The sequence below is a fragment of the Streptomyces sp. NPDC006296 genome, from assembly GCF_040613235.1.
Lineage (GTDB): Bacteria > Actinomycetota > Actinomycetes > Streptomycetales > Streptomycetaceae > Streptomyces.
The window spans coordinates 11,773-36,009 of sequence record NZ_JBEXRT010000028.1 but is presented as its reverse complement, the minus strand read 5'-3'; the positions used below and the strand labels follow the sequence as shown (position 1 = coordinate 36,009).

21 protein-coding genes and 1 riboswitch are annotated in these 24,237 nt (G+C 72.5%); of the genes, 4 read left to right on the top strand and 17 right to left on the bottom strand.

The annotated features are described in order from the left end of the window. Nucleotides 1-4: 4 nt before the first annotated feature. The 11 genes from ABZ172_RS20145 to ABZ172_RS20095 form a co-directional block, all read right to left on the bottom strand. Nucleotides 5-1,087 carry a hemolysin family protein gene (locus ABZ172_RS20145; protein ID WP_356885094.1) on the bottom strand — a complete coding sequence of 361 codons (1,083 nt, stop codon included), beginning with the start codon at nt 1,085-1,087 and terminating at the stop codon, nt 5-7. Further along, entirely contained in the window at nt 1,084-2,478 is a 1,395-nt protein-coding gene (locus ABZ172_RS20140; RefSeq protein WP_356885093.1) for a hemolysin family protein, read from the bottom strand. Before ABZ172_RS20140 ends, ABZ172_RS20145 begins: the two co-directional genes overlap by 4 nt. A 185-nt stretch (nt 2,479-2,663) precedes the next feature. After that, nucleotides 2,664-3,143 carry a PH domain-containing protein gene (locus tag ABZ172_RS20135; protein WP_356885092.1) on the bottom strand — a complete coding sequence of 160 codons (480 nt, stop codon included), beginning with the start codon at nt 3,141-3,143 and terminating at the stop codon, nt 2,664-2,666. A gap of 90 nt (nt 3,144-3,233) precedes the next feature. After that, on the bottom strand, nt 3,234-4,082 hold the full coding sequence (gene hisG / locus ABZ172_RS20130) for an ATP phosphoribosyltransferase (RefSeq protein WP_356885091.1): 849 nt from the start codon (nt 4,080-4,082) through the stop codon (nt 3,234-3,236). A gap of 51 nt (nt 4,083-4,133) precedes the next feature. Further along, on the bottom strand, nt 4,134-4,406 hold the full coding sequence (locus ABZ172_RS20125; protein WP_356885090.1) for a phosphoribosyl-ATP diphosphatase: 273 nt from the start codon (nt 4,404-4,406) through the stop codon (nt 4,134-4,136). Nucleotides 4,407-4,441: 35 nt separating this feature from the next. Beyond that, on the bottom strand, nt 4,442-4,927 hold the full coding sequence (gene ribH, locus ABZ172_RS20120; RefSeq protein ID WP_356885089.1) for a 6,7-dimethyl-8-ribityllumazine synthase: 486 nt from the start codon (nt 4,925-4,927) through the stop codon (nt 4,442-4,444). Between the two features lie 51 nt (nt 4,928-4,978). Next, the gene (locus tag ABZ172_RS20115) at nt 4,979-6,265 is read right to left on the bottom strand and encodes a bifunctional 3,4-dihydroxy-2-butanone-4-phosphate synthase/GTP cyclohydrolase II (protein ID WP_356885088.1); all 1,287 of its coding nucleotides are present in this window, start codon (nt 6,263-6,265) and stop codon (nt 4,979-4,981) included. Further along, a complete protein-coding gene (locus tag ABZ172_RS20110; protein ID WP_356885087.1) occupies nt 6,262-6,906 on the bottom strand; it encodes a nicotinamide mononucleotide transporter family protein in 645 nt (214 codons plus the stop codon). Before ABZ172_RS20110 ends, ABZ172_RS20115 begins: the two co-directional genes overlap by 4 nt. Further along, nucleotides 6,903-7,520, bottom strand: coding sequence for a riboflavin synthase (locus ABZ172_RS20105; RefSeq protein ID WP_356885086.1), 618 nt, complete (start codon nt 7,518-7,520; stop codon nt 6,903-6,905). Before ABZ172_RS20105 ends, ABZ172_RS20110 begins: the two co-directional genes overlap by 4 nt. After that, a complete protein-coding gene (gene ribD, locus ABZ172_RS20100; RefSeq protein ID WP_356885085.1) occupies nt 7,521-8,621 on the bottom strand; it encodes a bifunctional diaminohydroxyphosphoribosylaminopyrimidine deaminase/5-amino-6-(5-phosphoribosylamino)uracil reductase RibD in 1,101 nt (366 codons plus the stop codon). Between the two features lie 159 nt (nt 8,622-8,780). Further along, nucleotides 8,781-8,911: riboswitch (FMN riboswitch) on the bottom strand. A gap of 357 nt (nt 8,912-9,268) precedes the next feature. Next, nucleotides 9,269-10,492 carry a hypothetical protein gene (locus ABZ172_RS20095; RefSeq protein ID WP_356885084.1) on the bottom strand — a complete coding sequence of 408 codons (1,224 nt, stop codon included), beginning with the start codon at nt 10,490-10,492 and terminating at the stop codon, nt 9,269-9,271. A 601-nt stretch (nt 10,493-11,093) separates the two neighbouring features. Between ABZ172_RS20095 and ABZ172_RS20090 the strand changes: the two genes are divergently transcribed. Next, nucleotides 11,094-11,750, top strand: coding sequence for a DUF4157 domain-containing protein (locus ABZ172_RS20090; RefSeq protein ID WP_356885083.1), 657 nt, complete (start codon nt 11,094-11,096; stop codon nt 11,748-11,750). Between the two features lie 382 nt (nt 11,751-12,132). On the opposite strand, the gene ABZ172_RS20085 is transcribed toward ABZ172_RS20090, so the two are convergent. Continuing rightward, nucleotides 12,133-13,332, bottom strand: a complete 1,200-nt coding sequence (locus tag ABZ172_RS20085; RefSeq protein ID WP_356885082.1) for an ROK family transcriptional regulator — start codon at nt 13,330-13,332, stop codon at nt 12,133-12,135. Between the two features lie 141 nt (nt 13,333-13,473). On the opposite strand from ABZ172_RS20085, the gene ABZ172_RS20080 reads away from it, so the two are divergent. From ABZ172_RS20080 to ABZ172_RS20070, 3 genes are all read left to right on the top strand, one after another. Beyond that, on the top strand, nt 13,474-14,703 hold the full coding sequence (locus ABZ172_RS20080) for an MFS transporter (protein WP_356885081.1): 1,230 nt from the start codon (nt 13,474-13,476) through the stop codon (nt 14,701-14,703). A gap of 284 nt (nt 14,704-14,987) precedes the next feature. Next, nucleotides 14,988-16,379: a solute carrier family 23 protein gene (locus tag ABZ172_RS20075; protein WP_356885080.1), complete on the top strand. Its 1,392-nt coding sequence runs from the start codon at nt 14,988-14,990 to the stop codon at nt 16,377-16,379. 312 nt (nt 16,380-16,691) lie between these two features. Then, entirely contained in the window at nt 16,692-17,459 is a 768-nt protein-coding gene (locus ABZ172_RS20070; RefSeq protein ID WP_356885145.1) for a DUF5995 family protein, read from the top strand. A 65-nt stretch (nt 17,460-17,524) separates the two neighbouring features. Here the strand turns inward: ABZ172_RS20070 and ABZ172_RS20065 are convergent, their stop codons facing one another. The 5 genes from ABZ172_RS20065 to ABZ172_RS20045 all read right to left on the bottom strand — a co-directional run bounded on the left by ABZ172_RS20065 (nt 17,525) and on the right by ABZ172_RS20045 (nt 24,207). Next, nucleotides 17,525-19,216, bottom strand: a complete 1,692-nt coding sequence (locus ABZ172_RS20065; protein WP_356885079.1) for an NAD(P)/FAD-dependent oxidoreductase — start codon at nt 19,214-19,216, stop codon at nt 17,525-17,527. Nucleotides 19,217-19,329: 113 nt separating this feature from the next. Next, nucleotides 19,330-20,145 (bottom strand): carbon-nitrogen hydrolase family protein, encoded by an 816-nt coding sequence (locus ABZ172_RS20060; protein WP_356885078.1) that lies wholly within the window; start codon nt 20,143-20,145, stop codon nt 19,330-19,332. Between the two features lie 358 nt (nt 20,146-20,503). Beyond that, nucleotides 20,504-20,962, bottom strand: coding sequence for an Lrp/AsnC family transcriptional regulator (locus tag ABZ172_RS20055; protein WP_356885077.1), 459 nt, complete (start codon nt 20,960-20,962; stop codon nt 20,504-20,506). Between the two features lie 110 nt (nt 20,963-21,072). Further along, nucleotides 21,073-22,533 (bottom strand): aldehyde dehydrogenase family protein, encoded by a 1,461-nt coding sequence (locus ABZ172_RS20050; protein WP_356885076.1) that lies wholly within the window; start codon nt 22,531-22,533, stop codon nt 21,073-21,075. Between the two features lie 207 nt (nt 22,534-22,740). After that, the gene (locus ABZ172_RS20045) at nt 22,741-24,207 is read right to left on the bottom strand and encodes a GuaB1 family IMP dehydrogenase-related protein (protein ID WP_356885075.1); all 1,467 of its coding nucleotides are present in this window, start codon (nt 24,205-24,207) and stop codon (nt 22,741-22,743) included. Nucleotides 24,208-24,237 lie beyond the last annotated feature (30 nt).

Here is a 24,237-nt window from a genome sequence, read left to right as displayed (position 1 = left end):
GCGGTCAGCCCAGCGGGGCCATGGCCTTCGGCGCGTCCGGCCTGCGGCGGGGCACCGCGACGCGGTGGGCCGGGTCGCGCACCTCGCCCACCAGCTTCTCCAGGACGTCCTCCATGGCGACCAGGCCGAGCACCTTGCCCGACGCGTCGGCGACCTGGGCGAGATGCGTGGCCGCGCGGCGCATCACCGTCAGGGCGTCGTCCAGGGGGAGTTCGGACCGGAGGGTGGCCATCGGACGCCAGATCCGCTGCGGCACGGCACGTTCGCCGTCCTCCAGCTCCAGGACGTCCTTCACGTGCAGATAGCCCATGAACCCGCCGCCCTCGGCGCAGACCGGGAAGCGCGAGTAGCCGGTGCGCACGGTCAGCTCCTCGATGCCGCGCGGGGTGACGGAGGGATCCACCGTGACCAGGGACGCCCGGTCGAGCAGCACCTCGGTGACGGGCCTGCTGCCGAGCTCCAGGGCGTCCCCGAGGCGCTCGCGCGCCTCCGGTTCCAGGAGGCCGGCCATCCCCGCGTCCTCGACCAGCCGGTTGAGCTGCTCGCTGGTGAAGACGGCCTCGACCTCGTCCTTCGGCTCCACCTTGAAGAGCCTCAGCACGAGCGTGGCGCAGGCCCCGAGCGCGGAGGTCACGGGCCGGCACAGCCGGGCGAACCCGACCAGGCCGGGGCTGAGCCACATCGCGGTCCGCTCGGGCGCGGCCATCGCCAGGTTCTTCGGGACCATCTCGCCGATGACGAGGTGGAGGAAGACCACGGCCACCAGGGCGACCGCGAAGCCCAGCGGGTGCACGAGCCCGTCGGGCACGTGCACCGCGTGGAACACCGGCTCCAGCAGGTGCGCCACGGTCGGCTCGGCGACGGCGCCGAGGGTGAGCGAGCAGACGGTGATGCCGAACTGCGCGGCGGCCATCATCTGCGGCAGGTTCTCCAGGCCGTACAGCACCTGCCTGGCCCGGCTCGAACCGCCCGCGGCGAGGGGTTCGACCTGGCTGCGCCGGACGGACACGAGAGCGAACTCGGCCCCGACGAAGAAGCCGTTCGCCAGCACGAGGAGGCCGGCGAGGATCAGCTGGACGAGGCTCATCGCACGGCCTCCAGGAGGTCCTGGGTGAGCGGCTCGGAGCCCTCCGGCTGGTCCGGACGCCCCGCGGGGGGCAGCGGGAGGTCCGCCGGTCCGACGAAGCGGACCCGTTCGGCCCGGTAGTGGCCGACCTGGCGGACCGAGATCCGCCAGCCGGGCAGCTCGGTGCGGTCGCCGGGTGCGGGGATGCGTCCCAGCAGGTCGGCAACCAGCCCCGCCACGGTCTCGTACGGACCCTCGGGGACGTCGAGGCCGATCCGCCGCAGGGTCAGCACCCGGGTGCTGCCCTCGACGTCCCAGCCGGCCCGGCCGTCCTCGGCGACGACGGACGTCAGCTCGGGACGGTCGGCGCCCTCGGCGTCGTGCTCGTCCCTGACCTCGCCGACGAGCTCCTCGACGATGTCCTCCAGGGTGACGACACCGGCGGTGCCGCCGTACTCGTCGACCACCACGGCGATCGGCTGCTCGCTGCGCAGCCGCTGGAGCAGCTGCTCGACGGGCAGGGTCTCCGGCACCAGGAGCGGTGCCACGGCGATCCGGCCGACCGGGACGCGCAGCCGGTCCTGGGCGGGGACGGCCAGGGCGTTCTTGAGGTGGACCATGCCGACGACCTCGTCGATGCGCTCCCGGTAGACCGGGAAGCGGGACAGGCCGGTGGCCCGTGTGAGGTTGAGGACGTCCGCGGCGGTCGCCGAGACCTGCAGCGCGCTGACCTTCACCCGCGGGGTCATGACGTGCTGCGCGGTGAGACCGGCGAGGGACAGGGTCCGCACGAACAGATCGGCGGTGTCCTGCTCCAGGGTGCCGGCCTCGGCGGAGTGCCGGGCGAGCGAGACGAGCTCGCCCGGGGTCCTCGCCGAGGCGAGTTCCTCGGCGGGTTCGACGCCCAGCAGCCGGACGAGCCGGTTGGCGACGGCGTTCAGGGCGGTGATCACCGGCCGCAGGAGGGTGGAGAAGCGGTGCTGGGGCCCGGCGACGAACCGGGCGACCTGGAGCGGCCTGGAGACCGCCCAGTTCTTCGGCACCAGCTCGCCGATCACCATCTGGACGGCGGAGGCGAGCAGCATGCCGATCACGACGCTCACACCGGGGACGGCCCCGTCGGGCAGTCCGGTGGCGGTGAGCGGTCCCGCGAGCAGCTGGGCGAGCGCGGGTTCGGCGAGCATGCCGACGACCAGTGAGGTGATGGTGATGCCCAGCTGGGTGCCGGAGAGCTGGAAGGAGAGTTCGCGCAGGGCGGCGACGACGGTGCGGGCCCGGCGGTCGCCTTCGGCGGCGGCGCGTTCGGCGTCCGGCCGTTCCACCGTGACGAGCCCGAATTCGGCTGCCACGAAGAACCCGTTGGCGAGGATGAGGAGGAATGCCGCGAGAAGCAGCAGCAGGGGGGTGGTCATGCCGCCGCCTCCGGGGAGAGGGCGGCGCAGGTACTACCGGACGATCCGTCCATTGCTGGAGGGAGTCACTCCTTGGGTCGCAGGAAGGTGCCCCGCGGCCTCGGGGGCCTTCTGGCGGGGCGGGGCGCACCCGGTGCGCCGCCGGTCCCAGAATAATCGGGATCCGGCCGTACGGGACAGAGTGCTCAGCCGTTCTCCGTGGCGTTGTTCACTCCGCTGCCGTGCAGTTCGACGAGCGCGCGCAGGGCGCGGGCGTCGGTGACGGCCCGCTCCCGGGCGATCCCGGGCTGGATCCCGAGAGCGGGCATGCTGGTGCCGTCGCTGAGGTCGAGGAAGACCCACGGGTCCCCGGCGCGCAGGTTGACGCGGAGGATCTCCGCCCAGTCCAGGCGGCGGGTACGCGTGATGTTGACGACGGTCACCCCCGCCTCGTCGGCCGTCACGTGGGGCCTGCTCAGCAGGGCGAGGACCCCGAGGAAGAGCAGGGCGACGAAGACGAAGCTGATCCGCTCCCCCGGACCCAGGTTCTCCAGGATCAGCGCGACGGCGGTGATGACGACGAACATCGCCGCCCCCACGGCCAGCAGGACCACCCGGGTGAGGGTGGGCCGGAAGGTGACCGGAAGGGCGGGGGGTTCGGGAGCCCGGGGAGCGGGAGCGGACATGGCGGCGCTGTCGTCCTTAGCTGTGCGGGGGTCCGGCCGTCGGAGGCGGTCGGCAGGGAGGGCCGTCGGAGCCGGCGGCCCGGGCGGCCGTCAGAGGCGGCAGGCGTGGATCGCCGTCGTGAGGATGGCGCGCGCCCCCAGCTCGTACAGGTCGTCCATGATCCGCTGGGCCTCCTTCGAGGCGACCATGGAGCGCACGGCCACCCAGCCCTCGTGGTGCAGCGGCGAGATGGTCGGCGACTCCAGCCCGGGGGTGAGGGCGACGGCCCGCTCCAGGTGCTCGACCCGGCAGTCGTAGTCCATCATCACGTAGCTGCGGGCCACCAGGACGCCCTGGAGGCGGCGCAGGAACTGCTGCACCTTCGGGTCGTCGACGGGGGCGCCCTTGCGGCGGATCACCACCGCCTCGGACTTCATGATCGGCTCGCCGATGATCTCCAGGCCCGCGTTGCGCATGCTGGTGCCGGTCTCGACGACGTCGGCGATGACCTGCGCGACGCCCAGCTCGATGGCGGTCTCGACGGCGCCGTCGAGGTGGACGACGGAGGCGTCGACCCCCTCGTCGGCGAGGTGCTTCGCCACGATGCCCTCGTAGGACGTGGCGACCGTCATGCCGGCGAAGTCCTGGGGACCGGTGGCCGTGCCGGGCTTCGTGGCGTAGCGGAAGGTGGAGCGCGCGAAGCCGAGCTGGAGGATCTCCTCGGCCTCGGCCCCGGAGTCCAGCAGCAGGTCACGGCCGGTGATGCCGATGTCGAGCCGGCCGGAGCTGACGTAGATCGCGATGTCGCGCGGCCTCAGGTAGAAGAACTCGACCTCGTTGGCCGGGTCGACGAGGACCAGTTCCTTCGACTCCTTGCGCTGCCGGTACCCCGCCTCATGGAGCATCGCCATCGCAGGCCCGGAGATTGCACCCTTGTTGGGGACGGCGATGCGCAGCATGAGGTCAGGTTTCCTTTGTGCGGAGGGAGTTCCGGGACGTGCGGGGTGTGCTCAGAGGTGGGCGTAGACGTCGTCGAGGGAGATCCCGCGGGCGACCATCATCACCTGGACGTGGTAGAGCAGCTGGGAGATCTCCTCGGCCGCGGCTTCCTTGCCCTCGTGTTCGGCGGCCATCCAGACCTCGGCGGCCTCCTCGACGACCTTCTTGCCGATGGCATGCACGCCCTTGCCCACCAGCTCGGCGGTGCGGGAGGTGGAGGGGTCGCCTTCGGCGGCCTTGAGCTGGAGCTCGGCGAAGAGCTCTTCGAAGGTTTTGTTGGCCATGATGGTCCTTAGAATACGGGGTCCCGGAGCGCCGCTCAGCGCCAGGGTTCGCTGACGGTGCGCAGGGTGGCGGCGGTGGCCACGGCGGCGGTGACGGCCTCGTGCCCCTTGTCCTCGGTGGAGCCTTCGAGCCCGGCGCGGTCCAGTGCCTGCTCCTCGTCGTCACAGGTGAGGACGCCGAAGCCGACGGGGACCCCGGTGTCGACCGTGACCTGGGTGAGGCCGCTGGTCACGCCCTGGGACACGTATTCGAAGTGCGGGGTGCCGCCGCGGATGATCACTCCGAGGGCGACGATCGCGTCGTAGCCGCGGCCGGCGAGCACCTTGGCCACGACCGGCAGCTCGAAGCTGCCGGGGACCCGGAGCAGCGTCGGCTCGTCGATGCCGAGGTCGTGCAGGGCGCGCAGGGCCCCGTCGACGAGTCCGTCCATCACCTTCTCGTGCCACTGGGCCGCGATCACCGCGACCCGCAGGTCCCCGCAGTTGCGTACGGACAGTTCGGGTGCGCCCTTGCCGCTCATGTCTCTCCTGTGTGTTCGTCGGTGCTCACTGGGTGCCGCGGGCCGGCCGGTTCACTGGTTGCCGCAGGCCGACGCCGCGGCGTCGAGCCAGGGCAGGTCGTGCCCCATCCGGTCCCGCTTGGTGCGCAGGTACCGCAGGTTGTGCTCGCCGGCCTGGACGGGCATCGGCTCGCGCCCGGTGATCTCCAGACCGTGGCGCACGAGTGCGGCGGTCTTGTCCGGGTTGTTGGTCATCAGACGCAGGCTCCGCACGCCGAGGTCGCTCAGGATCCGGGCGCCCGCCGCGTAGTCCCGGGCGTCGGCCGGCAGGCCGAGTTCCAGATTGGCGTCGAGGGTGTCCGAGCCGCGTTCCTGGAGTTCGTAGGCGCGCAGCTTGGAGAGCAGCCCGATCCCCCGGCCCTCGTGTCCGCGCAGGTAGACGACGACTCCGCGGCCCTCGGCCGCGATGCGTTCCATGGAGGCGTGCAGCTGCGGGCCGCAGTCGCAGCGCTGGGACTGGAAGATGTCGCCGGTCAGGCACTCGGAGTGGACCCGGACGAGGACGTCCCGGCCGTCCCCGAGGTCTCCGTGGACGAGGGCGACGTGCTCGACCCCGTCGACGACGGAGCGGTAGCCGTACGCGGTGAACGCGCCGAAGCTCGTGGGCAGCCGGACCTCGGCCTCGCGGCGCACGGTGGGTTCGGCGCTGCGGCGGTAGGCGATCAGGTCCTCGATGGAGATGATCGTGAGGCCGTGCTTGCGGGCGAAGGGGACGAGTTCGGGCAGCCGCAGCATCACCCCGTCCTCGCCGGCGATCTCGACGATGGCCCCGGCGGGACGCAGCCCGGCGAGCCGGGCCAGGTCGACGGCGGCCTCGGTGTGGCCGTTGCGGACGAGGACGCCGCCGGTGCGGGCCCGGAGCGGGAAGACGTGGCCGGGGCGTACGAAGTCGCCGGGGCCCGCCCTGCCGCCCGCCAGCATCCTGAGCGTGGTCGCCCGGTCGGCCGCGGAGATCCCCGTGCTCACCCCGTGCGCGGCGGAGGCGTCCACGGAGACGGTGAAGGCGGTCTTCATCGACTCGGTGTTGTCCGTGACCATCTGCGGGAGTGCGAGGCGTTCGAGCTCCTCGTCCTCCATGGGCGCGCAGATCAGTCCGCGGCACTCGCTCATCATGAAGGCGATGATCTCGGGGGTCGCCTTCTCCGCGGCGATGACGAGGTCGCCCTCGTTCTCGCGGTCCTCGTCGTCGACGACCACGACGGGCCGGCCCGCGGCGATGTCGCGGACGGCCTGTTCGACGGGGTCGAGCGAGAGGTCGTCGAGGGGCAGGTCGTGCGACCGGGCGGGCTGGGCGGTCATGCCGTGGCTCCTTCCAGAGCGGGTGTGCGGGTACGCAGCCACCAGTCGCGCATGCCCCACAGCACGAGGGCTCCGTAGACGACGTAGATGAGGCCGGAGAAGGCGAGTCCGCTGTGGAAGTTGAGCGGTACGCCGACGAGGTCGACGAGCAGCCAGGCGAACCAGAACTCGACCATGCCGCGGGCCTGGGCGATCATCGCGACGAGGGTGCCGGCGAAGATGTAGGCGTCCGCCCACGGGCTCCAGGAGAGCGACGGGAAGGCCGTGAACAGCCCGCCGACCGCGAGCGTGCCGAGCACCGCGCCGCCCACCAGGTACCCGCGCTCGCGCCAGGTGGCGAAGCGCACGGCGATGGAGCCGTCCTGCGCCCGCTGCCTGCCGCGGGTCCACTGCTGCCAGCCCCAGACGGCGACGGCGACGACGATCAGCTGTTTGCCGACGCTGCCGGCCTGCTGCACGGAGACGTTGGCGGCGACCAGGACGGCGCCGGACAGGAGCTGGGCGGGCCAGGTCCACACCGAGCGCAGCCAGCCGAGGGCCAGGGCGATCAGACCGACCGTGTTGCCGATCATGTCCGACCAGATGATGTGCTGCCCGAGGACGGCGAAGGCCTCCGAGTTCAGCCAGTCCAGGGCGCTCATGCCGGCTCCCCGGCGTCCGGGGCGGAACCGTGGGCGAGCAGCCGCTCGACGTACTTCGCGAGGACGTCCACCTCCAGGTTGACCGGGTCGCCGGCCCCCTTGAGGCCGAGCGTGGTCAGGGCGAGCGTGGTGGGGATGAGGCTGACCGTGAAGTGGTCGGTGCCGGCGTCGACCACGGTCAGGCTCACACCGTCGACGGTGATCGAGCCCTTCTCCACCACGTAGCGGCTCAGGCCGGCGGGCAGCGAGATCGTGACGATCTCCCAGTGCTCCGAGACCTCGCGGCCGGTGATGCGGCCGGTGCCGTCCACGTGGCCCTGGACGAGGTGGCCGCCGAGGCGTCCGCCGAGGGCCATGGGGCGCTCCAGGTTGACCCGGGAGCCGGGCACCAGCGCGCCGAGGCTGGACCGGTCCAGGGTCTCGGCCATGACGTCGGCGGTGAACTCGCCCTCCCCGAGGTCCACGACGGTGAGGCAGACGCCGTTGACGGCGATGGAGTCGCCGTGTCCGGCGCCCTCGGTCACGACGGGGCCGCGCAGTCGGAAGCGGGAGGCGTCGTCGAGCTTCTCGACGGCGGTGACCTCACCCAGTTCTTCGACAATTCCGGTGAACACTCAGTTTCCCTTCCGAGCAGGGACGGGGACGGCGGTGATGCGCAGATCGGGGCCGATACGGACGGTCTCGGTCACGTCGAGGCGCAACGCCTGCGAGAGGGTGGAGATTCCGGCGTCGGCGAGGGCGGCGGGGCCCGCGCCGAGGAGGACGGGTGCGAGGTAGCCGACGACGGTGTCGACCGCCCCCGCGGCGACGAAGGAGCCGGCCAGGACCGGGCCGCCTTCGAGGAGTACGGAGCGGACCCCGCGGGCGTGGAGGGCGGCGAGCAGGGCGTCGACGTCCAGACCGGGGCCGCCGGCGGCGCGCGGCAGGCGCAGCACGACGTCGTCGGGGAGGTGGCCCGCCCCGGCGTCGGCGGCGACCGCGACCAGGGTGGGCGCCGACCCGTCGAGGACCCGGGCCCCGGGCCGCACGGCGGTGGCGCCGGTGTCGACGACCACCCGGAGCGGCTGGGTGGCGCCCTCGACGCCGCGGACGGCCAGCTGCGGGTCGTCGGCCCGGGCGGTACCGGAGCCGACCAGCACCGCGTCGGCCTCGGCCCGCAGGCGGTGGACGTCGGCGCGGGCCTCGGGAGAGGTGATCCAGCGGCTGGTGGCGTCGGCGGCGGCGATCCGGCCGTCGAGGGTGGCCGCGTACTTCCAGAGGACGTACGGGCGGCCGAGGCGGACCGAGGTGAGCCACGCGGTGTTGCCGGCCTCGGCCTCGTCGGCGAGGAGGCCCTGTTCCACCTCGACCCCGGCGCCGCGCAGGGTCTCCGCACCGCCGGTGGCCTGCGGGTTCGGGTCGGCCACCGCGTGGACGACCCGGCGCACGCCCGCCTCGACGAGCGCCCGGGCGCAGGGGCCGGTGCGCCCGGTGTGGTTGCAGGGTTCGAGGGTGACGCAGGCGGTACCGCCACGGGCCCGCTCGCCGGCCGCGCGCAGGGCGTGGATCTCGGCGTGCGGCCCTCCGGCGCGCTGGTGATACCCCTCGCCGACCGGGTCCCCGGCGGCGTCGAGGATGACGCATCCGACGACCGGGTTCGGGCTGGTGGCGCCGAGTCCGCGGGCGGCGAGCGCGATCGCACGCCGCATGGCGGTCTCTTCGGCTGCGGTGGCCACCGGGTCCTCCTGCCTCTTCGGGCACGGACTCCGGGGCCTGTCGATGACGACAGAGATAGCGGAACGCAACAGGGAACGCCGGAAACCGACGGCGAGGATGTGGTCGTCCCGGGAATCCCGGAACACATCCGCCTACGGCGGCGTACCTGTGACGGCCCGCCGCGCACTGCCTCCCATCCGGACTTTCACCGTCGGTCCAGGAATCTCACCTGGTCAACCGGCCGCTGGATGCGGTCGGGTCGCGGACTATAACCGCCGGTTCGGAATTACACCGACCCCGGAGTGCGCTGCTGCTGGTACAGGGTCATTGTGCCACGGCGGGCAGTGATCCGAACGGGTGGTCACTGTGGGACGACTCACAGTCGTGGCCGAGGCCGAGGCCGAGGCCGCGGAGGCCGGTCCGTGCCGGGCGCGGACGCGTGGGTCCCGCGTACGGGTAGGGGCCCGGCACGCTGCGCCGGTGTACGGAGTCCTTCGTGCGGGGCCCGGCCTGCGGGCAGGCCCGGGTGTCCCGCCCCCCACCCGGACCCCGAGGGCCGGCACGGGCCGTCACGATGGTCCTGCGGTCGCCCCCGAGGGAGGGGCCCTCGACGACAGAACCGGCCGTGCGTCTCCGCACGGCCGGTTCTTCCACTGCTGACAGCGGTTCAGTACCGACCGCTCCCGTAGCCGTAGTCGTCGTCGTACGTCGGGTAGGGCCGGCTGAACGGCATGTCGCTGGGCTGGCTCAGCAGGAAATCGTCCTCCGGAGGGGCGTCGTACCGACTGCTGCCGGCATAGGCGTCCCGATCGGACAGGCCGCGTCCGCTGCTCTTGCTGCGCCTGCTCGGCCGGTCGTCGTAGTAGTCCCGGTCCGACAGACCCCGCCCGCTGCTCTTGTCCCGCCTGCTCGGCCGGTCGTCGTAGTAGTCCAGGTCCGACAGACCCCGCCCGCTGCTCTTGTCCCGCCTGCTCGGCCGGTCGTCGCCGTAGTCCCGGTCGGACAGGCCGCGCCCGCTGCTCTTGGCGCGCGGCCGGTCGTAGTCGCGGTCGGAGATGTACGGGCTCCGGCTCCGCCCTCGGTCATGGTCATCGAGATCGAAGTCGCGGCCTCCCGTGTACGGAGTCTTGGCGAGCTTCTTGAGCGCCCTGCGCTGCGAACTGCTCTTCTCCCGCGGCGCGTCGAAGAAGTCGGTCAGCTCGTCCCCGTCGGCCGGGCCACGTGACCGTGTGGGGTACTCGTCGAACCGTGATCCGCCGTACTCGTCACGCAGCACGCGCACGCGCTCCGCGTGGGGGACCTCTCTGCGTTCACGCATCGAGGTACGCCCGATGTCGAGCTGTGCCTGCTCACCGGGACGCAGCGAGCGGGTGTGGCGGCGGCTGCCGCCAGTGTCGTAGATCGGGGTGCGCGGATTGGCCTTGATGGAGCGCCGGAAGCTGGCGTCCGCCGCCTCGGCCTGACGCGACCCGCTCGCCGCGTGGAAGGACGGCAGCGTGTTGTACTCGAGCTGATTGATCTCCAGCGAGCTGTACGGGTCGTCGTTGAGCAGGTACTCCTCCTGCCGCTCGCGATAGTCCCTGCTGTTGAGGCCGGTGGTGCGGCGCTTGAGACCGGAGCCGGTGCCCGGATGATCGCGGTGGGCGTCCAGCGTCTCGTGGTACGCCAGGATCTCGCCCTCGTGCCGCGTGTTGTGCTTGCGCGCTCGAGGGGCGCGGCGAGCGGTGGATGCGTACCCGTGTGCGTGTTCGACCTGGAAGGCCGAACCACCCATGTCCAGGTCGTACTCGTCCTCCAGGTACCTCCTCTCCTTGGCCCGCTTTCCGTAGGTCCCTTCCGGATACTCGTCGTCCCGCACCCGCTGCACGGGCGCACCGGCCACACGCTGCACCGGCAGGCCGGCCGACTGTCCTGACAGCGCCCGGGTGACGGCGGCATTGCCCGCTGACTGCTGAAGTCCGAGGATCGATGCGGGCGAAGCGGGAAGGTCCGCGGCAGCAGACCGGGCGACCGCCCGGGACGACGGACGCTGCAGCGGTGTCCGTCGCACCACTGGCTGTCGTTCTTCATGTACGTGCAAGGCGACGGGCTCCTCTGCGCCTTCGTAAGTGAGTCCTTCAGCATCTCTTTTCTGTACGAGCGTGGTCCAGAGCCTCCAGGGCATTCGCCCGTGCCCGTGAGGGCAGCCTCGTGGGACGCCTGACGGGTGGGCAGTCGCCGAACCGGTCGGTCGGCATGACCGTCACTGAGCAGGTCCGTCCCCCGTGGGCCGAAGGTTCCGCCGTCGGCCTGGACGGTAACCGTCGAGAGCGCCGGCTGCGCGCCCGGCCGAGGGCACGCACCGACCCCTACGGCCCCTCGGCCTGCGCGACTTGCCCCGCGTCGGCCTGCCCTCAAGTCTGCCCCTGAAGCCTTGCACCGGGCGAGCGCTCCGGGTAGACCTGCGAGGGTCCCCTGACGATGTGCCGACTCGTCATTCACGAAGGAGTGCTGTGCACGCACGCGAAACCAAGGCTGCCCAGCAGGCACCAGGCAGAATTCCCGCACGCCGCGTCAGCTCGCCGGGAAGCGTGGCAGACCGCGTGCTGGCCCTGCAGCGGCAGGTCGGTAACGCGGCGGTGAGCCGCATGATCCAGCGTCGCGCGGAAACGGATCAGCACCAGCACGGCGCCGGCTGCGGGCACGGCGGCATCGACGACCGGAGCCCGGAGGGGCAGAGCCAGCTTCTCGCAGCCGCCCAGAAGACACCCGGCTCCCCGCTGCCCAGCGCATTCCTCGCCAAGGCGCAGGAGTTCTACCAGAACCCGAACATCGCCGCCGGGCGCGTCCATGCGGACCCGGTCGCTCAGCGTGCGACCGCGGCCATGGGCGCCGAAGCCATGACCGTCGGCATGGACGTCTTCCTCGGCCCCTCCGCCGTCGGCAACACGAAGATCCTCGCCCATGAAGCCAGCCACCTCGACAAGAACAGCAGGGGCGTCAAGGAGACCGGCAACGGCAACGGGGCCGGCGTCACCATCACCAGCCCGGCACAGGACTCCGAGGTCGCCGCAGTGTCCGACAGCGACGCTTTCATGTCCGGCGTCGACACAGCCCCCTCCGTGGCCGTGCAGCGCTCCGAAGAGGATCACGCGGACGAAAAGAAGTAGCTTCCGGCCGACGGCAGAAGCCGCCGGGAGCGGGCACCACAGGAAGGGCCCTGCTCGGCAGCCGGTCCTTGCGGCTCCTACGCGGTGAGCCGGTTGATCGCACGCCGATGGCACCACCGACGTCCGCCGTTCCCCACGTTCGCGGGCGGACCTGATTCGGGTCGAGCCCGCTCGCCTCCGGAAAGACGAGCTCGCCGCGCTCCGGACAGACGATCGTCCGGCAGGCGGGTCACCGCTGATCCGTCGGACAGGCCTCAGACCCTTCCGACGAACACCGGACCCGCATGGGCTGAAGAGCCCGCCCCGGCCCCGCGTCGGACCGGCCCCGGCACGCTGGTGCGGGATCTCGGTGTCGACTGCCGTGCCGCGCCGGCGGTTCCCTCTACCCTCCGGTGCCGAACACCGCGTCCTGGGCGGCGTCCCGGGCGGCGAACAGGGCGCCGTGCAGGACCGCGCCGCCGCCCAGCGTCCCCGCCCTGACCTCCGTGCGCAGCGGTGACATCCGGGCCAGCCGTTCCGCGACCCGTGCGGCGAGGATCTCCCCGCCCGCACGGCCGACCTCTCCGGCGAGGACGAGGCAGCCGGGGTCGAGCACGGACACGACGGCGGCGGCTCCGAGCGCGAGGCGGCCGGCCAGCTCGTCCAGGAAGGCCTCGCCGTCCGCACCGGCGTGCAGCGCGGCCCGCACGGCGAACGCGGCGGCCGGGTCCTGTTCCCGCAGCCCGTCCCGGGCCGGGGGGTCGCCCGCCCCGATGCCGTGTTCCGCGGCCAGCGCGCAGACCGCGGCCGAGCCGGCCAGGGAGTGGAATCCGCCCTCGCAGTTGACCGACGAGGGGACCCCGGAGGTGCCGGGCACCGGCAGGAAACCGATCTCTCCCGCACCGCCCGACGCCCCGCGCCGCAGCCTGCCGTCGAGCATGACGGCGGCGCCGACGCCGTGGCCCAGCCAGAGGAGCACGAAGGTGTCGCGGTCCCGGGCGGCGCCGCTGCGGTGTTCGGCGACGGCGGCGAGGTTGGTCTCGTTCTCGACGAGGACGGTGGCGGACAGCCGTCGTTGGAGTTCCCTGACCAGGCCCCTGTGCCAGGCGGGGAGGCCCGCGGTGTCCCTCAGCTCTCCGGTGACCGGGTCGATCAGGCCGGGGGCGCCGATGCCGACGCTGTGCAGCGGGGCGCTGCCCGCCGTACGGGCGGTGCGCTCCAGCAGGGCCACGGCCCGCTCGACGGCGAACCGGGTGCCGGTGTGGCTGCCGATCGGCAGGGTCGCCTCGGCCCGCGTGACGCCGAGCAGGTCCGCGACGGTCACGGCGACGCTGTCCGTCCGTACGTCGAGGGCGGCGAGGTGGGCGCGGTCGGCGACGATGCCGTACAGCCGGGCGTTGGGGCCCCGGCGGTCCGAGCCGCTCTCCCCGACGACCTCGACCAGACCGGCGTCCTGCAGGCGGTCCACCAGATCGGCGACCGTGGGACGGGACAGGCCGGTCAGGGTCTTCAGCTGAGCGGCCGTCAGGGGACCGTCCTGCTCGAGGAGTCGCAGGGCGAGCCGGTCGTTGATGGCCCGGGCGGTGCTCGGGGATGCGGGCATGCCGGGATCCTTCCAGATCTCTGACGGTCCGCCGCCATGGGGTTATTTATCAGGCAGGGTTCCTGATAGTTTACGGCCCGCATCGCACGACAGGCGCCGGGGAACCGGACGGCCGCAGTACTCCAGGGGAGGGCACGGCGTATGACGGAGGACTCGAAGCTCCCGGTCTTCGGTACGGAGCAGGTCAGGCGGGCCAGGTACGCGGTCGCCGCGGTCTTCGCCGTGCACGGGGCGGTGACCGGCAGCTTCGCGACCCGGGTGCCGTGGATCCAGGACCACGCGTCGGTGAGCGCGGGCCAGCTCGGTCTGGCCCTCGCCTTCCCGGCGATCGGGGCCTCGCTGGCCATGCCGCTGGCCGGCAGCGTCAGCCACCGCTTCGGCGCCAGGACCGCTCTGCGCGGTCTGCTGTCGCTCTGGACGCTGGCACTGGTGCTGCCCGCCCTGGCCCCGAACCTGCTCACGCTCTGCCTGGCGCTGTTCGTGTACGGGGCGACCGCGGGCATGTCGGACGTGGCGATGAACGCACTCGGCGTCGAGGTGGAGAACCGGCTCGACAGGTCGATCATGTCCGGGCTGCACGGGATGTGGAGCGTGGGCGCCCTGGCCGGTTCGGCGGCCGGCACGGTCGCCGCGCATCTCGGCTCCGACGCGCGGCTGCACCACGCCCTGGCCGCAGTGGTGCTGACGGCGCTCGGCCTGGCCGCCTGCCAGAGCGTGCTGGACCTGCGCAGCGAACCCGACGAGGAACCGCCGCCGCGTTTCACCCTGCCGCCGAAGTCCGCGCTGGTCATCGGCGCGGTGGGCTTCTGCGCGGTGTTCGCCGAGGGGGCCAGCATGGACTGGTCGGCGGTCTACCTCCGCGACGTCATGGGCAGTTCGGCCGGGCTGGCCGCCGCCTCCACCACGGCGTTCGCCCTCATGATGGCCATCGCCCGGATCGCCGGCGACCGGGTCGTCGACCGGTTCGGCGCGGTGCGCACCGTCCGGGTCAGCGGTGTCCTCGCCACCGTGGGCGGGCTGCTCGTGGTCCTGTCGTCCGGTCCGGCCCTGGCGCTCTGCGGCTTCGGGCTGCTGGGTCTCGGCGTGGCGGTGGTCGTCCCGCTGGCGTTCGCCGCGGCCGGCCGCAGCGGGACGAACCCGAGCCGGGCCATCGCGGGCGTCGCCACCATCACGTACACCTCCGGGCTCATCGCGCCGTCCGCGATCGGTTCGCTGGCCGAGGCGACCTCGCTGCTCGTGTCGTTCGGCCTGGTGTCGGTGCTGGCGTTCGGGCTGGTCCTCGGCGCGGGCGTGCTGCGGGCGGGCGACCGCAAGGTCGCGGCGGGCACCACTGCGCGGCCGGCGCCGACCAGGAGCGCCACGGACGGCTGACGGCGGGAGGCGGCCGGGACGGCGCCCGGCCCGACGGGCTGCGGGCTGCGGGCTGCGGACCGTCCTCGGCCCGGCGGGCTGCGTTCAGCGGCGGAGGTCGGCACCCGGCATCCGGTAGCAGCCTCAGGCAGTCGGCCGGGGGCGGCAGCCGCAGACGGAACGGGCGGCTCCGCTCGTGGCGGGGCCGGGCGCGGGGCCACCGCGCGGCGGCACTACCATGGCTCTGATCTTTTTCCGCGGATGGACCCCCAGGGCGCACCGCACACACCAATCAGGGAGCGACCATGGGCCTCGGCGTGCGCTGGACCTTGCACGGCGACGGGAAGACGCCCGCACCGGGGGCCGTGGTGCGCCCCGACGAGCGGCTCTCCTGGCCCCGGACGTTCGGGCTCGGCGCCCAGCACGTGGTGGCCATGTTCGGCGCGTCCTTCGTGGCGCCGGTGCTGATGGGCCTCGACCCGAATCTCGCGATCATGATGTCCGGCGTCGCCACCGCCATCTTCCTGCTGGCGACGAAGGGCCGGGTCCCGAGCTACCTGGGGTGCTCGCTCTCCTTCGTGGGTGTGGCCGCCACGATCCGGGCCACCGGCGGCACGAGCGCCACCGTCACGGGCGCGGTCCTGGTGGTCGGCGCCGTGCTGTTCCTGGTGGGGCTGCTGGTGCAGCGGTTCGGCGCGCGCATCATCCACGCGGCGATGCCGCCCGTGGTGACCGGTGCCGTGGTGATGCTGATCGGCTTCAATCTGGCGCCCGTCACCGCCTCGACGTACTGGCCGCAGGACCAGTGGACGGCCCTGCTCGTGATGCTGTTCACCGGTCTGGCCGTGGTCTGCCTGCGCGGGTTCTTCTCCCGTATCGCCATCTTCCTCGGGCTCGTCTTCGGCTACGTGCTGTCCTGGGTGCTCGACCTGGTCCTCGGGAAGATCCACTCCCCGGCCGGCGGTGCCGAGGCGGTCGACCACTGGCGGCTGGACCTGTCGGCGGTGGCCCACGCGGACTGGATCGGGCTGCCGTCCTTCCACGCGCCGAGCTTCGAGTGGTCGGCGATCCTCGTCGCACTGCCCGTCGTCATCGCGCTGATCGCCGAGAACGCCGGGCACGTGAAGGCCGTCGGGGAGATGACCGGCGACTCGCTCGACGACAAGCTGGGCACCGCCATCGCCGCGGACGGCGCGGCCTCGATGCTGTCCACGGCCGTGGGCGGTCCGCCGAACACCACCTACTCCGAGAACATCGGGGTGATGGCCGCGACCCGTGTCTACTCCACCGCCGCCTACTGGGCCGCCGCCTGCTTCGCGCTGCTCTTCGGCCTCTGCCCCAAGTTCGGTGCGGTGGTCGCCGCGATTCCCGGCGGGGTGCTCGGCGGGATCACCGTCATCCTGTACGGCATGATCGGCCTGCTGGGTGCCCAGATCTGGCTGAACGCCAAGGTCGACCTGCGCAATCCCCTCAACCTCGTACCGGCCGCCGCGGGCATCATCATCGGTGTCGGCGGGGTCAGCCTCAAGATCACCGACAACTTCGAGCTGAGCGGCATCGCCCTCGGCACGCTCGTCGTGATCACCGGCTACCACGCGCTGCGGGCCTTCGCCCCGGCACACCTGAAGACCCAGGAACCGCTGCTGGACTCCGGCACCTCGCAGTACGACGAGAAGCCGCCGGCCGGGACCTCCTGAGCCCGGGGCGCGGCGAGGCAGCCGCGTCCGGCACCGCCCCGTACGCCTACACCCGGCGGCCTCCCCCCGCTCCCCCGGCGCCCGGTGTTCGCCCGTTCCGATGAAGTCCCTCGGCGGTCGCCACCGTGGCGTGCCCATGCCTGGGACGCTGCCCGCATGGACAGGATCGAGCAGTTCGCCCCGCCGACCGGCGCCCCCGGCCCGCCGGCCGGCGCCGGAGCAGCGACCGGGAGCGCCACGGTGCCCGGCGCGTGCACAGTGGCCGATGACCTCACGGTGACGGGCGCCCGCACGGTGAGGGAAGCCGACGCCATGGCCCGCGCCCGCGCCGTGGCCGATGACCCCACGGTGACCGGCGCCCGCACGGTGATCGAGCGGATGCGGGGCCTCCGCTCGGGATGGCCGCCCGGAGACGGGGTGGCGGTATTCAACGAGGCCTATCTGGCGGTCATGGAGACACGCGGCCGTCGCTTCACGGACGGCGCGATACGGGGCGAGGCTCCGGGACCGGCCGGCGGGCAGGGCGCTCCGGCCGGCGGGGAGTCCGGGTCCGCACTGGACGTGCGGCTCGCCGAGCGTTATCTGACGGCGGTCGGCACGGCCGTCTCCGGCGGCCTTCCGCCGGAGTGCTGGCGCCCCCTGTTCCAGTTCCGGCGCCATCCGGACGTACGTCCGCTGCAGTTCGCCCTCGCCGGTATCCACGCGCTCGTCGGGCACGACCTCGCGCTGGCCGTGGTGGACGCCTGTCATGCGCGCGGCTGCGCCCCGGCGGATCTGGAGGAGGAGTTCGAACGGGTGGTCGATCTCCTCGTGCTGCTGGAGGAGCGGATCCGCGAGGACCTGACGCCGGGTCCCGAGCTGCTGGAGGTCGCCGATCCGCTCACCCACCTCGCGGGGGCCTGGAACCTGGATCGGGCCCGCGAGGCCTCCTGGTCGTCGGCCCGGATCCTGTGGCGGCTGCGCGGCGTACCGGCGCTGGCCGGGGAGTTCGGGGCGCGGACGGCCGCCGACGCCGGGCTGGTGGGGCGCATCCTGCTCACCCCGTGCCGCCGGGGCGGTACGGCTGCGCCCCGCTGCTGAGGCTCCCGGGCCTCTCCCCCGCACCGCTCCGCGGCGCGCCTCTCGTCCCCCGCCGTGTGTCCTCGTCAGCCCTCCGGGAGCTCGACGGGCGCGATCGCGTCGAAGACGTCTCCCGGGCCGGGGTTCGTCGGGTCGGTGGCCCCGCCGAACTGCGCCATCACTCCCCAGACGGCGTTCAGCGCGGTCTGCACGGCCCCCTCGGCCCAGCCGGCCGTCCACGAGATGTCGTCGCCCGCGAGGAACAGGCCGCGCTTGTCGGCGGGCAGCCGGTCCTGCATGAAGTGGGTGAACAGCCGTCGCTGGTAACGGTAGTGGCCGGGCAGGTTGGCCTTGAACGCACCCATGAACCAGGGCTCGTTCTCCCAGGAGACGGTGACCGGGTTGCCGATGACGTGCTTGCGGATGTCGACGCCCGGATAGATCTCGCCGAGCGACTTCAGCATGACGTCCATGCGCTCCTCCGGGGAGAGCGGCAGCCACTTCAGGCTGTCGTCGCACCACGTGTAGGAGAGGCAGATGACCGCCGGCCGGTCCGGACCGTCGTCCAGGAGGTACGTCCCCCGGGTCATCCGGTCCGTGAGCGTCATGGACATGGTGTCGCGGCCGGTGGTGGCGTCCTTGTCCAGCCAGAACGGCCGGTCGACCGGCACGAACAGCTTGGACGACTCCATGTAGTGGGTGCGCTCCATCGCCGTCCAGTGGTCGATCGGGAAGAGCGCGTCGTCGCAGGCGATCTTGGAGAGCAGCAGCCAGGACTGCCCGGTGAAGACGGCGGCCGGGTAGGTCCGGATGTCACCGGTGGAGTCGGTGACGGTGATCCGGTTCCCGGCGGTGCGGTCGAGCCGGGTCACCGCGGTGCGCGGCTGCCCGTCGTGCAGCGAGGCCAGGGAGGTGCCGAGCGGCCAGTGCACGATCTTCTGCGGCTCGCGGTCCCAGAGGCGCAGCGGCAGTTGCTGGCTGCCCCCGACGATGCCCCGGTGGTGGTCGTCGGCCTCGGTGTAGACGACGCGGAGGATCTCCAGGATCGAGTTGGGGAAGTCGGTGTCCCAGCCGCCCGTGCCGAAGCCGACCTGGCCGAAGATCTCGCGGTGCCGGAAGGAGGAGAAGGAGTCGGAGCCGCAGAGGAAGCCGTAGAAGGTCTGGTCGTCGAGCTTCTCGACGAGCTTCGACCAGATCTCCCGGATGCGCGGTACGTCGCGCTCGCGCATCGCCCGGTTCATGTCGGAGAAGTCGGCGCCCTCCTCCAGGCAGGTGTTCCAGGCGTCCATCACCTCGCGGTACACCGGGGGCAGGTCGTCGATGGTCCGCGCGTAGTGGGACTCGCCCTTGAGGTCGACGACGGTCGACGGGGCGGCCGCGGAGAGGGGGTTGGGGAACGGCCTGGTCTCCAGACCCACCAGGTCGATGTAGTGCTGGAGCGCCGTGGACGAGGGCGGGAAGCGCATCGCGCCCATCTCGGCGGTCAGCGAGGGGTCGCAGCCCTGGAAGCCTACGGTCCGCAGACGCCCGCCGATCCGGTCCGCCTCGTAGACGACGGGCTTCAGCCCCATCTTCATCAGTTCGTACGCGGCGACGATGCCCGAGAGCCCGCCGCCGATGACGGCGACCTCGGTGCCGTGCTCGGTCGCCGGAATCTGCCCGATGCCCGCCGGGTGGGCGAGGAAGTCGTCGTAGGCGTAGGGGAAGTCCGGCCCGAACATGGTGATCGGCGGCTGCGCGTCGGTGTGCTGGACGGCGTTGGGCACGGTGGACGTCATGGGCGGGGACTCCTGGCGGGGGAACGTGCGACGGGGATCGGGCGGCGGTGCGGGGCGGGCCGGGTGCGGGGTCCGGCGGAGGGCCGAGGGCAGGGCGGAGCGGGCGGGCGGCGTCAGACGGAGGTGCGGGGGTGGACGAGGGAGCCGTACAGGCCGGGAACGCGGTCCCGGAGGTACGGGTTGGCGGCACGGGACGCGGCGAGGAGACCGGGGTCCACCTCGCCGACGACGAGCTCCTCGCCGCGTCCCGCGCGGGCCCGGACCGTGCCGTCGGGGCCGGCCAGGCAGCTCAGCCCGGTGAAGTCGAACTCGCCCTCCCGGCCCGCCCGGTTGACGTAGGCGATGTACAGCTGGCTCTCGAAGGCGCGGACCGGCACGACGGACTCGGCGACGAACGGGAAGGGGTGCATCAGTGCGGTCGGGACGAGCAGCAGCTCCGTCCCGGCCAGGGCGTGGGCGCGCACGTTCTCCGGGAACTCGACGTCGTAGCAGATCAGCAGCCCCAGCCGTACGCCGTCCAGCTCGGCCTGCACCACCGGCCGCTCACCGGGGGTGAACCACTCCTCCTCGAAACGGCCGAAGAGGTGGGTCTTGCGGTAGTGGGCGAGCGGCGCGCCGTCGGGGCCGATGAGCTGCGCCGCGTTGAAGACGGCGCCGCCCGACCGCTCCGGGTAGCCGTAGTGGACGGCGAGGCCGTGGCGCGCGCAGATGCCGGCGATCGTCTCCGCGGAGGGCCCGTCCGCCGGCTCGGCCAGCTCGGGGACGGCCGCGCCGATGGCGTATCCGGTGAGGAACAGCTCCGGGCAGACGAGCAGCCGGGCACCCGCGTCGGCGGCGCGCGCGGCGGCCTCGTCCAGCGCGGCCAGGTTGGCGTCCACGGAACCGGTCCGTCCGGAGCTCTGGAGCAGGGCGGTGCGCAACGGCGGCATGGCTGACCTCGGGCGGGGCGGGCGGTGTGGGGAGACGTATCGAAGGTACGGCGCGGGGATCACGGCGGACAAGGCGCGTTCGTTGCGCGTTCACCGTCGATCCGTTGCGCGGCCGGGGCGCATCCCGGCGATTCGTTGCGTCACACGTTTCCGCAGGTCGGACACGTGATCTCGGTCTCGCCCGGTGGCCGGGCGCCGGTGACCGGCGGCCGGGAACCGGGCGGGCGGAAGCCGGGAGCCGGGGAGTCCGAAGCCGGTCCTGCCGGGCCGCGCGGGTCGCCCGGGCCGGCCCGGCCGGAGGCGGGCAGGGCGGGCGGCCCGGCCCGGCAGAAGCACGGCCGGGCGCCCGGGAGCCGGATCAGCCGGGCGGGCCCGAGGAGAAGCGCCGCCGCAGCAGTGGGGAGAGCACCAGAACCGACTTGGTGCGCTCGACGTACGGCTCGCCCGCGATGCGTTCCAGCACCTGTTCGAAGTGGCGCATGTCGGCGGCGAAGACCTGCACGATCGCGTCGGCGTCGCCCGTCACCGTGGAGGCGGCGGCGATCTCCGGATACGTGGACAGCCCGCGCCTGATCGCCTCGGGGGCGGTGTTGCGGCTGCAGTAGATCTCGATGAAACCCTCGGTCTCCCAGCCGAGTGCCGCGGGGTCCACCCGCACGGTGAAGCCCGTGATGGCGCCTTCGGCGCGCAGGCGGTCCACCCGGCGCTTGACCGCGGGGGCGGAGAGGCCGATCAGGGCGCCGATGTCCGCGTAGGAGCGGCGGGCGTCTTCGGCGAGGGCGTGGACGATGCGTTCGTCGAGGTCGTTGAGGCGCACTGCGGACGGATCACTTCTCTGCGGCGGAGGGCTTCGGGGCGGCGCGTGCCCCCTCCGAAGTAGACCACGGGCGCCCCGCAGGGGCGCGCCTCGCCGCAGGCGGCGGCCGGTCAGAAGGGGAACGGCGAGCGGCCGTGCTGGACCGAGATCCACTTCTGGGTGGTGAACGCCTCCAGCATCGAGGCGCCGTTCAGCCGGCCGAGGCCGGAGTTCTTCTCGCCGCCGAAGGGGACCAGGGGCTCGTCGTGGACGGTGCCGTCGTTGACGTGGATCATGCCGGTGCGGATCCGGTGCCCCACCCTGATCCCGCGCTCGATGCTCCCGGTGTGGACCGCGCCGCTCAGCCCGTAGGGGGTGTCGTTGGCGATCCGGACGGCCTCGTCCTCGCCCTCGAAGGGGACGAGCAGGGCCACCGGCCCGAATATCTCCTGCCGGAGGACGGGGGAATCGGCGGCGAGACCTGTCAGGACGGACGGGCCGACCAGATTGCCCTCGGCCCGGCCGTGGAGCAGTGCCGTGGCACCCGCCGCCACCGTCTCGTCGACGAGCCTGGACACCGCGTCGGCCTGCGAGGAGCTGATCAGCGGACCGATGTGGGTCGCGGGGTCGGCCGGGTCGCCGACCCGCAGCGCGGCGACCCGGGCGACGAACTTCTCGGTGAACTCCCGCTCGACGGCGCGGTCCACCAGGATGCGGTTGGCCGCCATGCAGACCTGGCCCTGGTGGATGTAGCGGCTGAAGACGGCGGCGTCGACGGCGTAGTCCACATCGGCGTCGTCCAGGACGATCAGTGCGCTGTTCCCGCCGAGTTCGAGCACCGCGCGCTTGAGGTGGGCCGCGCAGACCCGTGCGACGTGGCGGCCGGTCCGGTCCGAACCGGTGAAGGAGATGACCCGGGGGACGGGGTGCTCCAGCAGGCTGTCGCCGATCTCCGCGACGTCGGTGACCACGACGTTCAGCAGCCCGGCGGGCAGACCCGCCTCCTCGAAGACCTTGGCGATCAGGGTGCCCCCGCAGACCGGGGTGCTCTGGTGCGGCTTGAGGACCACGGCGTTGCCGAGGGCCAGCGCGGGAGCGACCGACTTCAGCGACAGCAGGAAGGGGAAGTTGAAGGGGCTGACGACGCCCACGACACCGACGGGCAGCCGGTAGACGCGGTTCTCCTTGCCCTCGGTCGGCGACGGGAGGATCTGCCCGGTGGGCGTCAGCGTCAGCATGGCCGCCTCGCGCAGGAACTCCTTGGCCAGGTGCAGCTCGAAGCCCGCCTTCAGCCGGGTGCCGCCGAGCTCCGCGACGATCGCCTCGCCGATCTCCTGCTCGCGCTCCTCGACGACGCGCAGCGCCTTCTCCAGCACGGTCCGCCGGTCGTACGGGTTCGTGTCCGCCCACTGCGGCTGGGCTCGCTCGGCGGCCCGGTAGGCCTGGTCGACCTCCTCGGCCGTCGCGACGGTGATCGAGGCGAGCTTCTCCCCGCTGTACGGGTTGAAGTCGATGATGTCCCAGGATCCCTTGCCCGTCCGCCACTCGCCGTCGACGTACTGCTGGGCCAGGTCGGTGAAGAAGGAAGCCATGGAATCCCTTACCGCAGAGGGGCGGGCGGACTGATCCCGGCTCATATTACTTACGTTTCAACCATGTTGGAGGGGTTACGGACGGGACCACCGGTGCGTGGGGACCGGGGGCGGCGGCACTCAGGGACCCATGCGAAAGGTGCCCCTCCCGGCGCGAACGCCGATGAGGGGCACCTCGGTACCGCGGGTCGTCGTGGCCCGCCGCCGTCAGCTCCAGCTGGCGTGGAGCGGCTTGCCCTCCGCGTAGCCGGCGGCGCCCTGCACACCGACGACCGCCTTCTCGGCGAACTCCTCCAGCGAGGACGCTCCCGCGTAGGTGCAGGAGGAGCGGACACCGGCGATGATCGAGTCGACCAGGTCCTCCACACCGGGGCGGGCGGGGTCGAGGAACATCCGCGAGGTGGAGATGCCCTCCTCGAACAGTGCCTTGCGGGCGCGGTCGTAGGCGGACTCCTCCGAGGTGCGGTTCCTGACCGCACGCGCCGAGGCCATCCCGAACGACTCCTTGTAGTACCGCCCGTCGGCGGCCTGCTGGAGGTCGCCGGGCGACTCGTACGTGCCGGCGAACCAGGAACCGATCATCACGTTGGACGCACCGGCGGCGAGCGCCATCGCCACGTCGCGCGGGTGCCGGACGCCCCCGTCGGCCCAGACGTGCTTGCCGTGCTTCCTCGCCTCGGCGGCGCACTCCAGCACGGCGGAGAACTGGGGCCGGCCCACGCCGGTCATCATGCGCGTGGTGCACATCGCGCCCGGGCCCACACCGACCTTGACGATGTCGGCGCCGGCCTCGATCAGGTCCCGCACGCCCTCGGCCGCCACGACGTTGCCCGCGACGACCGGCACGCCCGGGTCGAGCGCCCGTACGGCGGCGACCGCGCTGATCATGGATTCCTGGTGGCCGTGCGCGGTGTCCACGACGAGGGTGTCGACGCCCGCGGCGAGGAGCTGCCCGGCCTTGCCCGCCACGTCGCCGTTGATGCCGACGGCCGCCGCGATCCGCAGCCTGCCGTCCGCGTCCGTCGCGGGGGTGTAGAGCGTCGCCCGCAGCGCGGCCTTCCGGGTGAGGATGCCGACGAGCCGGCCGTCCGCGTCGACCGCCGGGGCGAGCTTGCGGTTGGCGCCGTCGAGCGTGGTGAAGGCCTCCCGCGGATCGATGTCCGCGGGGAGCACCACCAGGTCCTTGGACATCACCTCGGACAGCTGTGTGAACCGGTCCACACCGGTGAGGTCGTGGTCGGTGACGATGCCGACCGGCCGGTGTCCGGCGTCGACGACGACACCGGCCCCGTGGGCCCGCTTGTGCAGGAGGGACAGCGCGTCGGCGACGGTCTGCCCCGGGGCCAGCACGATCGGGGTGTCGAGCACGAGGTGGCGCTTCTTGACCCAGCCGATGACCTCGGTGACGACCTCGATCGGGATGTCCTGGGGGATCACGACGAGGCCGCCGCGACGGGCGATGGTTTCGGCCATCCGGCGGCCCGCGATGGCGGTCATGTTCGCGACGACGAGCGGGATGGTGGTGCCGCTGCCGTCCGGCGAGGAGAGATCCACGGCCTGCCGGGAGCCGACCGCGGAACGGCCGGGGACCATGAAGACATCGTCGTACGTGAGGTCGTAGGGGACCGAGGGGGAGGCCGTGTAACGACCGGTACCGGGTTCGAGAAAACGCATAACGCCCATTTTTTCATAGGAAACGGTGCA